The sequence below is a fragment of the Kitasatospora sp. NPDC048194 genome, from assembly GCF_043202455.1.
GTDB lineage: Bacteria > Actinomycetota > Actinomycetes > Streptomycetales > Streptomycetaceae > Kitasatospora.
Map to the genome: position 1 here is coordinate 176,294 of NZ_JBIDAK010000002.1, position 14,919 is coordinate 191,212.

The following is a 14,919-nucleotide window of genomic DNA, read 5'->3' on the forward strand; positions in this document are numbered from 1 at the left end:
CCCGCCGACCCGGCTGCAACGGCGCAAGGGGGTGAAGGTTTCCGGAGCGTCGGATCCACAGACCACCGGTTGGTCTCCGTTCGTGTACAATCGCGCGCCCGTGGGCACAATGGACAGTGCGAGCGGGGGTGCCACACGAGGAGGCCGGCCATGGAGAGCCTTGAGCGCCGCTACGCGGTGACCCTGCCCGGACCGATCTGCGGGCACGCCCCGCCGTCCGTCGTCGTGGTCCACGCCACCGAGGCCGTCGGCCCCGGCGGGACGCTGGTCTGGGAGAACACGGACGGCGACCTCCGGGTGGAGATCAGCGGCGAGGTGGCCACCGTCCTGGCCGCTCCGGCCGGAACACCCAGCCACCCCTGCCTGCACGCCGTACCGCTGCCGTCCCGCGCGCCGCGCACCGAGTCCCTGACGCGTTCCGCCTGGCAGTGACCAGCGGAGCGTGACCGCTTGGTTCCGCCCTGTCCGGCCTCCACCCCCGTTGCCGTTCCCCAGGGCACCCCATCGGCATGGCCCGGCAGGCGCCTGTCCCGGAGATCCCGGGATGCTCGCCCGGGTCGGGAACCGGGCATCGCGTCCGGGCCTGAGTCGTCGTCAGTCCCGCAGTGGTCGTCAGTCCCGCGCCGGCCGAGCGGGCGAGGAGCGTTGCACGGCTGTTGCAGAGGAAGTGGTGCGGCTCACAGCCGCTCCCGGGCGGTTCGTGATCGCATCATCGGATGCGCCAGTCCGAGAACTCTCATGCTCCGCTGACGGGCCGTCGGCCGGTCGCGCTCTCCGCCGCCGTCGCGCTCTCCGCCGTCCTGCTGGCCGGCTGCGGCTCCCGAAGTGCCCACGGTCCTGCGGCATCGGCCGGCGGCGCACCGTGCGGGGCGCCGATCGCCACCGCCGCCGCCGGTTCGGTGGAGTCGGACGGCCTCGCGCAGGACGGCGTGCGGATCGTCTCCGTCGGCCGCACCTGTGTGGAGTACGAGGTGACCAACCAGGGCGGCGAACGGTCCGACGTCACCGTGGAGTTCGCTCGGCGCTCGGCGACCGGGGCCGCCTTGGACCGGCTCACCGCAACGGTCACCGGCCTCGCCCCGGGAGCCACCGAGCGGAAGCGCACCGAGCTGGCCGGCGGCGGTCCGCACCGGCCGGGCGCCGCACCACGGGTGGGCATCGCCAGGGTCCGCAGCGTCCCCAGTGCCGAGGCGCCGCAGCCCGGCGGCCCGTGCCCGGCGTCGGGCCTGCGGCTCTACGCCGACCAGGGCGACGCCGCGATGGGCCTGCGCGTGGTCGGGCTCGTGCTGCGCAACTGCGGCACGTCCCCGGTGACCCTCGACGGCTACCCGCAACTGGAGCTGCTCGACCTGCGGCACCGCCCGGTCGAGGGGGTGGCCATCCTGCCCGGCGGCAGCCAGATCGCCACCGGCACCGGCGCGGACGCCCCGCCGCAGCGGATCGAACTGCGCCCGGGGGAGGGCGCCCACGCGACGCTGGTGTGGCGCAACACCACCGAGGCCGGAGAGCCGGTGAACGTCCCCTACGTCCGCGTCCGGGCCACTGCGCAGGCGGCCCCGGTGATGGTCACCCCGGAACTCGACCTCGGCACCACCGGCCGGCTCGGCGTCGGTGCCTGGGCCCCGGACGACGGCACGGAGCCGGTGCCCAGCCGTCCGGCGGGCTGACCGGGCGTCATAGGCCTCCCCTCGAACGTCCTCCGGGCCGCGGGCCCTCGCGCTCCCGGCGCCGCCCCCCGCGACGGCCGCATCCGGGACCCGCGGTCATGCCCCTGGCGCCTCCCCGGACCCGCGCGCGACCGGCGGCGGGCCGGTGCCCGGGACCCGGGGAAGCACCGCCGAGCCCACGGCGAGCCAGATGCAGCCGAGCAGCCAGCCGCCGAGGACGTCCAGGGGCCAGTGCACCCCGAGGTAGACGCGGCTGAGGCCGACCAGGGCCGCGAACAGGGCAGCGGCCGCGACGACCGCCCGGCCCGCGGCGGCCGCCGGGCGGGCCCGGACGACGGCCATGGCCAGCAGCCCGGCACAGACCGTGGAGGTGAAGGAGTGCCCCGAGGGGTAGGAGTAGCCGGAGGCGGCGGTGGCCCAGTCCGGCCGGGGCGGCCGGGGTCGCGCGAAGGCCTGCATCAGACCCAGCCGCACCGCCTGGCCCGCGAGCAGCCACAGCAGTGGGGCCGTCAGCAGCAGCACCGCCCGGCGCGGTGCCCGGGGCGGCGGCAGGGCCCGGAGGGCGACGGCCCCGGCGGCCAGGGCGAGGAGGTACGGCACGGCGCCGGAGCCGAGCGAGGTGATCGCCGCCGCCACCGTACGGGCGGGGGCGGGCCGGTGGCTCGCGCTCCACGCGTCGGCGCTCCGCTCGAAGCCGAACGGGGTCCAGCCCCTGGAGGCGAGCAGGGCCGTCAGCGCCGCCAGGGCCGCGGCCGGCAGCACCGCGACGGCGACCACGAGCCGGCGCTGCCGGTCGCGGCTGCTTCGCGCCGGCGTGACCGGCCGGCCCGCCGTCACCACGCACCCGCCGGGAGACGCGGGCACAGCCGCTCCGAGTCGGCCCCCACGGCTGCTCCGGCCGCCGGCGGTCCGGCGGCCGGAAGGCTCCACGGGTGGCTCATCGCGTGCTGCGCCCTTCCTCGGATCAGGACCCGGGCCGGCCCGATGGCCGACCGGGGATCAGGCCAATGCTCGGTCCTCGCGGCGCTCGGCCGCGCTCAGCCACGCCACGGCCGCCACGATCACCACCGCGAGCACGAGGCTGACCGGCCCGGTGCCCAGGTCCAGGCCCCCGCGCGCACGGCTGACGCCGGCCCAGTCGGCGAAGCAGGCGCCGAGCGGCCTGGTCAGCACGTAGGCCCACCAGAAGGCCGGGACCGGCGGGAGGCCGGTGAGCCGGTGGGCGAGCGCGGGCACCGCGATCAGGGCAGCGAACAGCAGCCCGGAGGGCAGGTAGCCCCAGCCCAGGGTGGCGGCGGTCAGGTCCCCGACGGCCGTGCCGAGCGCGAAGGTGGCCATCACCGCGCACCAGTAGTAGACCTCGCGGCGGCCGCCCGCGACGGTCTCCACCGCGAGAGTGCCCTCGGTCCGGCGCCACAGCACGAACACCAGGACGAGGGCCACGGCGAACGCCGCCGCCGAGGCGGCGTACGGAACGCCGAGGGCGACGTGCGCGACGTCGGCGGCCATGGTGCCGAACACGCTCACCATGATCACCGCCGCCCAGTACACCGCCGGCACGTAGCGCCGGGCCCGGGCCTGGGCGAACAGCGCGACGGCCAGCAGCAGCCCGGCCGAGCCGACCGCCGGGACGGGCCCGAGGACCCGGGCGAGGTAGTCGGAGGTGGTCTCGCCCATGCCGGTGGTGAGGATCTTGACGGCCCAGAACACCGCCGTCACCTGCGGGACCTTGCTCAGGACCGGCCGCGCGGGCACGGCCCGGCGGCGCTCGGCCGCCCGGGGGGTTGTCACTGCGCCCAAGTCGACGGCGCTCCCTTCTGTGCGGGCCGGTCACCAGCCGTGCCGGTCCTGCCGGCGGCTCCGGCCGGACCGGCCGTACCTGCTGCCATGGGTGGGACCTCGGCGGTCCGAGCACCGAGGGCGGTGTCGGTGGTCACCCGCCGAGGACGGTGTTGCCGGTGACCGTGCCGTTGGCGCCGTCCACCGTCACCGCGTGCCGCACGCCGTCGGGACCGACCACCACCGCGCGCCAGGCGCGACCGCCGCCCTGCTCGGCCACCGGGGTCAGCGACTGCACCTTGCCGCCGCTGACGGCGGCCGCGGCCTTGGCGACGGCGTCGGCCGCGTCGGTCGCCGGCAGCGGCGCCGGTGCGTCCTGCCCGGTCCGGGCCTGCTCGGAGTCGTCGGAGCGGCCCTGGGGGCCCTGCTGCTCGTGCCGGCCGCCGTGCCGCTGGCGGCCACCGTCACGCCCCTGGCCCTCGCCGGCACCCTGGCCGTCGCCGCGCTCCTGGCCGTGGCCGCGCTCCTGCCCGTCGAACCGGTCCTGGTCGCCCGCCGCCCACCGGCGGCCGTCGCCGTGACCCTCGTGCTCGTGGTGCATCGCCACCGCGGCCGCCGCACCGCCGAGCACGACCGCCGCCGCCCCGACCACGACCCAGCGCTTCGAACGGCGGCGCACCCACCGTCCGGCGCGGCCCAGACCCGTACGCGTCCTGCCCGCGCTCTGCTGCGGCTCCTCGGTACCCGTCTCCATGGGCTCGCTCACGGCACCCACCCCGATCCTCGGCCTGGCCCGGGCCGTCCCCGGGCGAGACGGACAGGATGACCGAGCGTTGCTGAAGATCGGCTGAAGACCTGAAGACCCCTTAAGCCTTCCGCCGGGGCGACCTGCGACCCTGGTGGGCATGCGCGTACTGGTGGTGGAGGACGAACGCCGGCTGGCCCTGGCCCTGCAGCACGGGCTGGCCACCGAGGGGTTCACCGTCGACGTCGCCCACGACGGGCTGACCGGCCTGGCCCGGGCCATGGAGCGCGCCTACGACGTGGTCGTCCTCGACATCATGCTGCCCGGCCTGAACGGCTACCGGGTGTGCTCCCGGCTGCGGGCCTCCGGCAGCGACGTCGGCATCCTGATGCTCACCGCCAAGGACGGCGAGTGGGACGAGGCCGAGGCGCTGGACACCGGTGCCGACGACTACCTCGCCAAGCCGTTCTCCTTCGTCGTGCTCGTCGCCCGGCTCAGGGCGCTCGCCCGCCGGATCGGCAGCCGGGCACCCCGGCGCACCGTCCTGGGGGACCTGGTGGTCGACTCCGCCGCCCGCACCTGCACCCGTGGCGGCTCGCCCATCGCCCTCACCCCGCGCGAGTTCGCGATCCTCGACCACCTCGCCCGCCGGGCCGGGGAGGCCGTGTCCAAGCGGGAGATCCTCGAGGCGGTCTGGGACAGCGGCCCGGACAGCGACCCGAACACCGTCGAAGTCCACGTCAGCGCCCTGCGGCGCAAGATCGACACCCCGTACGGGCGCGCCGCGGTGCAGACCGTGCGCGGCGCGGGCTACCGCCTGGCGGCCGACGGTGGCTGACCGCCTCCCGGCACGCCTCGCGGCCCTGGCCGACCGGTTGACCCCGCGCTCCGTCCGCGCCCGCACCACGCTGGCCGCCTGCCTCAGCGTCGCCCTCGTCCTCGCCGTGGCCTCGGGCACCGTCGTCCTGCTGCTGCGCGCCAACCTGGCCCGCACGGTGGAGGACGGCGCCCGCGAGCAGGCCCAGGCCGTCGCCCGCCAGGCCGCGGACGGGCACCTGGACAGCCAGCTCCCGCTGGACCACGGCACCGACTTCATCCAGGTGGTCGACGCGGCCGGCCGGGTGGTCGCCGCCAGCCAGAACCTGACCGGCCGCCCCGCCGTCGCCCCCACCGGCCGTCCGGACGGCCACCGCACCTTCAACCTGGGCGCCCTCGGCGACCAGCACCACCAGCGCGTCACGACCCTCACCGCCGGCACGCCCAGCGGCCCCGTCACCATCCACGTCGGCGCCTCGCTGCGCACCGTGGACGCCGCCGAGGACCTCACCACCGCCGCCCTCGCCGTCCTGAGCACCGTCCTGCTGCTCACCGTCGGCGCCCTGACGTGGCGGGCGACCGGACGCGCCCTGCGGCCGGTGGAAGCCATCCGCGCGGAGGTCGCCGCGATCGGCGACCGGGACCTCGACCGCCGGGTGCCGGAACCCCGCAGCGACGACGAGATCGCCCGGCTGGCCGGCACCATGAACGCGATGCTCGGCCGGCTGGAAGCCGCCGGGGCCCGACAGCGCCGCTTCATCGCCGACGCCTCCCACGAACTGCGCAGCCCGCTCACCGTGCTGCGCACCCAGCTCGAAGTGGCCCTCGCCCACCCCGACCCCGAGGTCCGCGCTGACCTGGTGGCGGGCGCCCTGGAGGACACCGGGCGGTTGCAGGCCCTCGCCGCCGACCTCCTGCTGCTCGCCCGGCTGGACGCGGCCGGACACGACTGGCCGGGGGAACCCGTCGACCTGGCGGAGCTGGTGCGCACGACGCTCGCGGCCCGCGGCACCGAGCCCCACCCCGTCACGGTCGAGCTGCCCGACGCCCTCGTCGTGCCCGGCAACCCGCTGTGGCTCGGACGGCTGCTCACCAACCTGCTCGACAACGCCCAGCGGCACGCCCGGAGCGGCGTCACCGTGCGGCTCACCGGCGAGCCGGCGGCCGGTCGGGGGGCCGGTCCGGCGGCCGTGCTGGACGTCGTCAACGACGGGCCGCGGATCGACGGCGCCGACCGGGAGAAGATCTTCGAACGCTTCGCCCGCCTGGACGACGCCCGCAGCAGGGACGACGGCGGTACCGGCCTCGGCCTGCCGATCGCCCGGGACATCGCCGCCATCCACGGCGGGACGCTCGGCGTCGTCGACGGGCCAGGACCGACGACCTTCCGGACCGTGCTGCCCCGGGCCGACCGCCACGGCCTGTAGCCGGCTGCCCGGTACGGGCGCGGCAGGGGGCAGTCCGGCGAGCGCGGCCCGCGCGGTGTGCCGCGACGGCGGCTCGGGCCAGGTGTTCTCCCTCTTCGCGTGACTAAGCGCTTGCTTAGAGGCCGTCGGCTGGAGCAGGATGGCGCGGAGGTCAACCGCCCGTAGCCCGTACCCGCTCCCGCCGCCTCTCCGATCGGACGCCTCGCCGTGGACTCCCTGCTGCTCTCCCGCCGCGATCTCGACTTCCTGCTGCACGACTGGCTGGACGTCACAGCCCTGACCCGCCGCCCCCGCTTCGCCGACCACGACCGGGACACCTTCGACGCCGTCCTCGAACTCAGCGAGGCGATCGCGACCCGGCACTTCGCCCCCCACAACAAGAAGAACGACGCCCAGGAGCCCCGCTTCGACGGCGAGCGGGTGCACCTCATCCCGGAGGTCAGGGAGGCCCTGGAGGTCTTCGCCGAGGCGGGGCTGATCGGCGCCGCCATGGACCACGAGGTCGGCGGCCAGCAGCTGCCCGTCGTGGTCGCCAACGCCTGCCGGGCCTGGTTCCAGGCCGCCAACATCGCCACCGCCTCCTACCCGCTGCTCACCGTCGGCAACGCCAACCTGCTGCAGGCGCACGGCAGTCGGGAGCAGGTCGACACCTACGTGCGCCCGATGGTCGAGGGCCGCTTCTTCGGCACCATGTGCCTGTCGGAGCCGCAGGCCGGCTCCTCGCTCGCCGACATCACCACCAAGGCGGTCCCGCAGGGCGACGGAACGTACCGGATCACCGGCACCAAGATGTGGATCTCCGGCGGGGACCACGAACTGAGCGAGAACATCGTCCACCTGGTGCTGGCCAGGATCCCCGGCGGCCCGGCCGGCGTGAAGGGCATCTCGCTGTTCGTCGTGCCCAAGTTCCTGGTCCGGCCGGACGGCACCCTCGGGGAGCGCAACGACGTCGTCCTGGCCGGGCTCAACCACAAGATGGGCTACCGCGGCACCACCAACACCCTGCTCAACTTCGGCGAGGGGCGGCACACCCCCGGGGGCTCGCCGGGCGCGGTCGGCCACCTGGTGGGGGAGGCCCACCACGGCCTGGCCTACATGTTCCACATGATGAACGAGGCCCGGATCGGCGTCGGCCAGGGTGCCGCCGCGCTCGGCTACACCGGGTACCTCCACGCCCTCGACTACGCGCGCACCCGCCCCCAGGGCCGCCCGCTCGCCGCCAAGGACCCCGGCGCCCCGCAGGTGCCGATCATCGAGCACCCCGACGTGCGCCGGATGCTGCTGGCGCAGAAGAGCTACGTGGAGGGCGCCCTCGCCCTCGGCCTCTACTGCAGCCGCCTGCTGGACGAGGAGGCCACCGCCCCGGAGGAAGCCGAGCGCGCCCGCGCCCACCTGCTGCTGGACGTGCTGACGCCGATCGCCAAGAGCTGGCCCTCGCAGTGGTGCCTGACCGCCAACGACCTCGCCATCCAGGTGCACGGCGGCTACGGCTACACCCGCGAGTACGACGTCGAGCAGTTCTACCGGGACAACCGGCTCAACCCCATCCACGAGGGCACCCACGGCATCCACGGCCTGGACCTGCTCGGCCGCAAGGTCGTCATGGACGGCGGCGCGGGGCTGAGGCTGCTGCTCGACACCCTCACCGCGACCGCCGAGCGGGCCGAGGAGGCCGGCGGCGAGGCGTCCGAACTCTCCGCCGCGCTGCGGCGGGCGGCGGAGCGGATCGGGCGGACCACCGCCGGCCTCTGGGCGACCGGGGACCCGGCCGCCGCCCTGGCCAACGCCTCCACCTACCTGGAGGCCGTCGGCCACGTGGTGCTCGCCTGGATCTGGCTGGAGCAGTTCCTCGCGCTGGGCGACGGCACGGACGCCTTCCGGGAGGGCAAGCGGCAGGCGGCCCGGTACTTCTTCCGGGTGGAACTGCCGCGCACCGGGCCGCAGTTCGACCTGCTCGACAGCCTGGACCGGACGGCGGCGGACTGCCGGCCCGAGTGGTTCTGACCAGCCCGGTCCCTCCGGTCCGGTCGATCCGCCGTCCGGAGGGGCCGCCTCTTTGTAGCGCCTGCTACACCTCGCTACGCTCGCCTGCATGAAGCCGCTGACCGTGCCACCGGACGGTGCCGTCCGCCCCGCCCCCGACGCCCCGGCGGGCGCCGCGTGATCCTGCGGATCGACCGGGCCTGGCTCCTGGACATCGCCCACCAGTGCCTGCCGAACGACCCGGACATCACCGACTACGGCACCCTCGCCGCCGCCGTGGCCCGCCACGCCGACTGCGTCCTCGGCGTTCCCGTCTACGAAGGCGCGCACCAGCGCGCCGCCGCCCTGATGCACCAACTGATCCGCGTCCCCGCCCTGGAGTCGGGCAACGAGCACTTCGCCGCCGTGGTCGCCGCCTCCTACCTCGCCGCCTCCGGTCTCGTCGTCACCGCCGGCCCCGACCAGGCCGTCGACCTCGCCGCCCGGATCCGGAGCGGGGCGGCAGACGTCCGTGAGACGGCGGCCGCGATCCGCAGCTGGTACGACTGAGCCGGACGCCCGCGGGCCGGACGCCCGTGGGCCGGACGCCCGTGGGCCCGGACGATCGCGGTCGCTCAGTGCCCGTACTAGGGTCGTGAACCACACCGGGGCCGACGCCCGCCGACTGTCGGCGGCACTGCCGGTGCCTCGCCGTGGTCGCGAGCCTCGAGGGACTGAAGCGATGGGGATGACGTTCGGGCTGCTGGGCCCACTGGCGATCGACGTGGACTCCGCGCCGCAGACGCCGCCGAGAGCCGCCGTGCTGCGCGGGCTGCTGGGGGCGCTGCTGCTCGCGGAGGGGGAGCGGCTGTCCGTCGGGCGGTTGCTGGAGCTGGTGTGGGCGGAGCAGGCGGACCACGTCGGCCGGGGCGCGGTGCACACCGGAATGTCCCGGTTGCGGACCTGGCTCTCCCGGTTCGGGGACGCGTCGGTGGTGCTGGACTCCGACGCCCAGGGCTACCGGCTGACGACCGGTCCGGCCGCGGTGGACCTCGCCCGCTTCCGCCGGCTCACCGCCGACGGGGACCCGGCCGCGGCCCTCGGGCTGCGGCGCGGCCCGGTCCTCGCCGGGTTGGAGCGGCTGAACCGTGCGGACCCGTTGGTGACGTCCGTGGAGGACGAGGTGCGTGCCGCCGCGCTGTCCCTGGCCCGGACGGCCCTGGCGGACGGCACGCCCCGCACCGCCGTCCCCGCCGTGACCGCGCTCGCGGACGAGCACCCCTTCGACGAACCCCTGCACGCCGTCCTGCTGGAACTGATGGCGGCGGACGGACGGGCCGCCGAGGCGCTGCGCCGCTTCCAGGCACTGCGCGGTCGCCTGTCGGAGGAACTCGGGATCGAGCCCGGCGAACAGGTGCAGAAGGTGTTCCTGGCGCTCCTCTCCCACGGCTCCCACGGCTCCCACGGCCGCGAGGGCCCGGGCGCCGACCTCGGGCCACCCCGCGCCCCCTCCCAACTCCCGCCGGACCTGCCGGACTTCACCGGCCGCGAGGAACAGGTCCAGGCCGTTCTGGCCGCCCTGGCCGACGGCCGGGTGCCGGTGATCGCGGGCATGGGCGGCATCGGCAAGACCGCGCTGGCCGTCCACACCGCCCACCGGGCCGCCGCCGACTACCCGGACGGACGGCTCTACGCGGACCTGCGCGGAGCCGACGAGACACCCGCCGACCCGGCCCGCGTCCTGGCCGGCTTCCTGCGCGCCCTCGGCGCCGACGCCCGCGAGATCCCCGAAGCACTCGACGAGCGCTCCGCGCTGTACCGCACCCTGCTCGCCGACCGCCGGGTGCTCGTCCTCCTCGACAACGCCGCCGGCGAGCAGCAGGTCCGACCGCTGCTCCCCAGCACCCCGGCACACCACGACGCAGGCGCCGGGCCGCGCTCGGCCGTGCTCGTCACCGGCCGCGCCCCGCTGACGGCCCTGCCCGGCGCCCACCTCGTGGACCTCGCCGAGCTCGACACCGGCCACGCCCAGACCCTGCTGCGCCGCATCCTCGGCGACCGCCGGGTCGCCGCCGAACCGTTCGGCGCCGCCGCGATCGCCGAGCTGTGCGGCGGAATGCCGCTGGCCGTCCGCATCGCCGGGGCCCGGCTGGCCGCCCGGCCGCGCTGGACCCTGACCCGGCTCGCCGACCTGCTGCGCGACGAACGACGCCGCCTCGACGAACTCGCGGCGGGGGACCTGGCGGTGAGGACCGCCTTCGCCGTCGGCTGCGCCCGGCTGTCGGAGCCGACCCGCCGCACCTTCCGGCTGCTCGGCCTGCTGGAGGCGCCCGACTTCGCGCCCTGGACGGCGGCGGCGCTCGCCGACGTCCCGCCGCAGGAGGCCGAGCGGCAGCTGGAGGAGCTGGTCGACGCCCAACTGCTCCAGGACACCGGCGCGCAGCCGCACCCGCGCTACCGCTTCCACGACCTCGTCCGGCTGTACGCGCGCGAGGACGCCGAGGCCGCCGACGATCCGGCCGTCCGCTCCGCCGCCCTGGAACGGGCCTTCGGCGCCTGGCTCTGGCTGGCGGAGCAGGCCGCGGACCAGGTGCCCGGGCCGTGCCTCGCCCCGATCCACGGCGACGCCCCGCGCCACCCGCTGCCGAGCGCCGTCACGGCCGCCCTGCTCGACGACCCGACGGCCTGGTTCGACGCCGAGCAGCCGGCGCTGAACGCGAGCGCCCGGCAGGCCGCCGCGCTGGGCATGGTCGCCGCGGCCTGGGACCTCGCCGCCTGCCAGGAGAAGTACTGCGACGTGCGCGGACTGTACGACGACTGGCGCACCACCCACCTCGCCGTCCTGGAGGCCTGCCGGACGGCCGGCGACGTCCGGGGCACGGCCGTGCTCACCCGCGGCCTCATCGAGGTGACGACCTGGACGACCCCGACCGACAGCACCCAGACGATGGTCTCCCTGGAAGGCCGCGCACGACAGCTGGAGCGGATGTTCGAGCAGGTCGCCGAGCCGCGCGGAACCGCCGACGCCCTCGTCCTGACGGCCTGGAGCCTGGTGGCCCAGGGGCGTGCCCGCGAGGCGCTGGACACCGCCCACCAGGCCCTCGACCTCGCCACGCTGCACGACCACCCCGGCGGGAGGGCCAGGGCCCACCAGATCATCGCCGTCGCCCACGGCGAGACCGACCTCGACCGCGCGATCGAGCACCTGACCGAGACCCTGCGGCTGGCCCGCTCGATCGGCAACACCCGCTTCGAGGCCACCGCGATCCAGTTCCTCGGCGCCGCCCACGGCCGGGCCGGCCGGGTGGAGCTGGGCTGCGAGCTGCTCTCCCGGTCCCTCGCCATGGCCCGCTCGTTCCAGGACCGCTACGTCGAGGCCTTCTCACTGCTCTACCTCGCCACGCTGTACGCGGCCACCGGCGACGACCGCGCCCGCCCGACCGCCGAGGCGGCCCTCGTCATCGCGCGGCGCCTCGACCTTGGCCACCACCTCGCCCAGGCCCTCGGCATCCTCGGCGAACTGGACCTCGCGGCGGGGGAGCACGCCGCGGCCGTCGCGCACCTGGAGGAGTCGGTCCTGGTCTGGCGGGCCCGCGGCTGGCGCTCCTTCCTCGCCGGCGCGCTGCGCACCCTCGCCCGCGCCTACGAGGCCTCCGGGCTGACCGAGTCGGCCGAGCGGGTCCTGGAGGAGGCCCGCGAGCTGAGCGGCACCCCCGGGCGGGGCGGCGCCGCGAACGGCGGCACCGACGCCCTCACCCACGGGTGCTGACCCGGCCGCCGTACCCCGGGCGGGCCTGCCGGGGCCGGCTCATCGGCCCTGGGGCGGCCTGCCCGCTCGGCTTTCCTGCCACCGGCCTGCCCGGGCCGGCCTGCGGGCTCCGCTCACCCGGGCCGCCCGGCGCCGGCCGATCGGTGAGCGCACCGGTAAGGCATCGGTAAGACGCCCCCGCCTAGGGTCGTTCCCGACCGCACCGGACTTCCGCACCCACCCCAGGGGGGCGTCCGGCCGGGTCCGCGCAGGGGACGGACCCGGCCGGACGGCTCGCCCGGCTCACGGCCGCGGCGAGGGGGGCGGGGCGCGGCGTCCGGTGTGTCGGGGGGTGTCGGGAGTGTCGGGGGGTGTCGGGAGTGTCGGGGGGTGTCGGCGGGTGTCGGCGGGCCCGGCGGTCAGGACTCGCGGACGCACTCGATCAGGTAGTCGCCGGTGGCCGGGTCGATGGTGACGCCGTGCGTCTCGCTGCGGAACCCCGGGAACCGCCGGTCGAACTCCTCCAGGGCTCCCAGGTAGCGCAGCAGCGGACCGCCCGGCTCGCCGACCGACTCACCGGGCATCAGCACCGGGATCCCGGGGGGCGTGACGGTGACCATCGCGGCCGCCACCCGGCCGGCGGCCCGCGCCAGCGGGAGCCGCTCGGTGCCGCCGCGGATCAGCTGCTGGTAGCAGTGCTGGGGCGGCGCGACGGGCGTGGGCAGCTCGCGGAACGCCGTGTCGAGGGCGTCGATCAGCTCCGCGCCGGTGAGGTGCTCGTGCATCTGCCGGCAGAGCCGCCCGAGCGTCAGGCCGCCGTAGCGGTGGGGGTACTGCTCGACGAGACCGGGCAGGACGCGGTCGAGCGGGGCGTCACCGTCGTGGAGCGCCTTGAAGTCCATCAGCCCGTCCATCAGGGTGCCCCACTTCCCCTTGGTGATGCCCATGGAGAAGAGGATCAGGGTGCTGTAGCTGTCGGTCTTCTCCACGACGATGCCGCGCCCGGCCAGGTAGGCGGTCAGGATCCGGGCCGGCACGCCCCAGTCGGCCGTCTCCCCGGTGGCGGTGACGCCGGGGCACGTCAGCGTGACCTTGACCGGGTCGAGCAGGCAGTACCCCTCGGAGAGGTCGGGGAAGCCGTGCCAGGCCGCGCCGGGTTCCAGGTGCCAGCAGCTCGGTTCCCGGCCCAGCAGGGCGGCCGGGGCGTCCGCGAAGTCGAAGCGCTCGCCGGTGGCCGGGTCGGTGACGGTCTCGGGCTGCCAGACGCCGAAGAACCACGGGGGCCGGTCGCCGGCCGCCTCGATCCGCCGCGCCGTCCGCACCACGGCCTGGCGGAACCTGATGGCCTCGGTGACGGCCTCGTCGATCAGCCACTGGCCCTGCGGGCCGTCCATCATGGCCGTCGCGACGTCCAGCGACGCGATCCCGGGGTAGAACGGCGAGGTGGTGCCGTGCATCATGAAGGCCTCGTTGAACCGCTCGTGCTCGACGGGCGCCCGGGGCGCCGACCGCACGTGGACCATCGCGCTCTGCGAGAGGGCGGCGAGCAGCTTGTGGGTCGACTGGGTGGAGAAGACCGTGGGCCGCTGCGGATCGTCGAAGGTCTCCGGGCCGACCGCCATGCCGTAGCGGCCCTCGTACAGGGGGTGGAACCGGGCGTAGGCGAACCACGCCTCGTCGAAGTGCAGCCGGGGGGTGCTGGGCGCGAACGCGCGGGCGGTCCGGACGGTGTCGTAACAGAGCCCGTCGTAGGTCGAGTTGGTGATCACGGCGTACTGCGCCTGCGGGCCGACGGCGCCGGCGGTCAGCGGGTTGGCCGCGATCCGGGCGCGCACCGCGTCCGGATCCGTCCCGGTCGGCGGCAGCGGCCCGGCGAGCCCGTAGCCGTTGCGGGTGGGCACGAGGTAGACCGGCCGGGCACCGGAGATCACCAGGCCGTGCAGCACCGACTTGTGGCAGTTGCGGTCCACCAGGGCGATCTCGTCCCGGGTGACGCTGTAGTGGCCGACCATGCGGTCGGCGGTGGAGTCGCCGTGCAGGACGAAGTACGTCCGGTCAGCCCCGAACACCCGGGCCGCGTTGCGCTCGGCGTCGCCGATCGGGCCGTTGTGCTCGAACAGCGACCCGAGCTCACCGACCGAGATCGACAGGTCGGTGCGGAACAGGCGCTCGCCGTAGTAGTCGAAGAACGCCCGCCCGGCCGGGGACTTGAGGAACGCGACGCCGCCCGAGTGCGCGGGGGTGTGCCACGAGTACTCGTGCGCGTCGTCGAAGCGCCGCAGCGCCTTGAAGAACGGCGGCAGGATGTCGCTGTGGTAGGCCCGCGCGGCGGCCTCGACCCGGCCGGCCACGAAGGCGGGGGTGTCCTCCAGGGGCCAGATGTACCCGGTCACCACCTCCGAGACCCAGAGCGGCAGTGCCTCGAACTCGCGTTCGGAGTCGTCCGACATGACCAGGAACGATGGGAGGTCCTTGAACCGCCGCCCGATCGTCCGCAGCACGGCGGAGCCGCCGTCCTGCGCGACGCCCGGCGCGCCACCGGGCCCGCCCCCGGGCGCGAGGTCCCAGGCGACGACGGCCGCGGCGATCCCCGCCTCGGTCTGCAGCACGGCCCGGGCGTCGCGAGCGGTGGCGGCCCAGCGCAGTTCGAACCCCCGGTTCTCCAGTTCCTTGCCCATCCGCCGGAGCTGTTCGCCGGCGGCCCCCGACCGGACCGGACCCTCGTGCAACGCGAGCAGGATCGTGCTCTTCGCCATTGGTCACCGCACCTTTCCG

General features: G+C 75.7%; 11 protein-coding genes. 7 read left to right on the top strand and 4 right to left on the bottom strand.

Going from position 1 to position 14,919, the window contains the following annotated elements; genetic code table 11:
- The first annotated feature begins 150 nt into the window (after window positions 1-150).
- The gene (locus tag ACGF07_RS03285; RefSeq protein ID WP_392894917.1) at window positions 151-432 is read left to right on the top strand and encodes a DUF6296 family protein; all 282 of its coding nucleotides are present in this window, start codon (window positions 151-153) and stop codon (window positions 430-432) included.
- Window positions 433-716: 284 nt separating this feature from the next.
- Entirely contained in the window at window positions 717-1,667 is a 951-nt protein-coding gene (locus ACGF07_RS03290) for a DUF4232 domain-containing protein (protein WP_392894919.1), read from the top strand.
- Between the two features lie 96 nt (window positions 1,668-1,763).
- Here the strand turns inward: ACGF07_RS03290 and ACGF07_RS03295 are convergent, their stop codons facing one another.
- From ACGF07_RS03295 to ACGF07_RS03305, 3 genes are all read right to left on the bottom strand, one after another.
- Window positions 1,764-2,531, bottom strand: coding sequence for a phosphatase PAP2 family protein (locus tag ACGF07_RS03295; protein WP_392894921.1), 768 nt, complete (start codon window positions 2,529-2,531; stop codon window positions 1,764-1,766).
- 135 nt (window positions 2,532-2,666) lie between these two features.
- Entirely contained in the window at window positions 2,667-3,458 is a 792-nt protein-coding gene (locus tag ACGF07_RS03300; RefSeq protein WP_392894923.1) for a hypothetical protein, read from the bottom strand.
- Window positions 3,459-3,600: 142 nt separating this feature from the next.
- Window positions 3,601-4,212 (bottom strand): hypothetical protein, encoded by a 612-nt coding sequence (locus tag ACGF07_RS03305; protein ID WP_392894925.1) that lies wholly within the window; start codon window positions 4,210-4,212, stop codon window positions 3,601-3,603.
- Between the two features lie 139 nt (window positions 4,213-4,351).
- Between ACGF07_RS03305 and ACGF07_RS03310 the strand changes: the two genes are divergently transcribed.
- From ACGF07_RS03310 to ACGF07_RS03330, 5 genes are all read left to right on the top strand, one after another.
- Entirely contained in the window at window positions 4,352-5,029 is a 678-nt protein-coding gene (locus ACGF07_RS03310) for a response regulator transcription factor (RefSeq protein ID WP_350748302.1), read from the top strand.
- Window positions 5,022-6,434 (top strand): ATP-binding protein, encoded by a 1,413-nt coding sequence (locus tag ACGF07_RS03315; RefSeq protein WP_392894927.1) that lies wholly within the window; start codon window positions 5,022-5,024, stop codon window positions 6,432-6,434. Before ACGF07_RS03310 ends, ACGF07_RS03315 begins: the two co-directional genes overlap by 8 nt.
- A 207-nt stretch (window positions 6,435-6,641) precedes the next feature.
- Entirely contained in the window at window positions 6,642-8,438 is a 1,797-nt protein-coding gene (locus ACGF07_RS03320; protein WP_392894929.1) for an acyl-CoA dehydrogenase, read from the top strand.
- A gap of 156 nt (window positions 8,439-8,594) precedes the next feature.
- A complete protein-coding gene (locus ACGF07_RS03325; protein ID WP_392894931.1) occupies window positions 8,595-8,966 on the top strand; it encodes a fic family toxin-antitoxin system, toxin component in 372 nt (123 codons plus the stop codon).
- Between the two features lie 172 nt (window positions 8,967-9,138).
- Window positions 9,139-12,165, top strand: a complete 3,027-nt coding sequence (locus tag ACGF07_RS03330; RefSeq protein WP_392894933.1) for an ATP-binding protein — start codon at window positions 9,139-9,141, stop codon at window positions 12,163-12,165.
- A gap of 398 nt (window positions 12,166-12,563) precedes the next feature.
- Here the strand turns inward: ACGF07_RS03330 and ACGF07_RS03335 are convergent, their stop codons facing one another.
- Window positions 12,564-14,900: an Orn/Lys/Arg decarboxylase N-terminal domain-containing protein gene (locus tag ACGF07_RS03335; protein ID WP_392894935.1), complete on the bottom strand. Its 2,337-nt coding sequence runs from the start codon at window positions 14,898-14,900 to the stop codon at window positions 12,564-12,566.
- Window positions 14,901-14,919: the final 19 nt, after the last annotated feature.

Bases quoted from the DNA above. Each gene is read 5' to 3' on its own strand.
- ACGF07_RS03285 (WP_392894917.1), top strand. From the start codon at position 151: ATGGAGAGCCTTGAGCGCCGCTACGCGGTGACCCTGCCCGGACCGATC.
- ACGF07_RS03290 (WP_392894919.1), top strand. From the start codon at position 717: ATGCGCCAGTCCGAGAACTCTCATGCTCCGCTGACGGGCCGTCGGCCG.
- ACGF07_RS03310 (WP_350748302.1), top strand. From the start codon at position 4,352: ATGCGCGTACTGGTGGTGGAGGACGAACGCCGGCTGGCCCTGGCCCTG.
- ACGF07_RS03330 (WP_392894933.1), top strand. From the start codon at position 9,139: ATGGGGATGACGTTCGGGCTGCTGGGCCCACTGGCGATCGACGTGGAC.
- ACGF07_RS03335 (WP_392894935.1), bottom strand. From the start codon at position 14,900: ATGGCGAAGAGCACGATCCTGCTCGCGTTGCACGAGGGTCCGGTCCGG.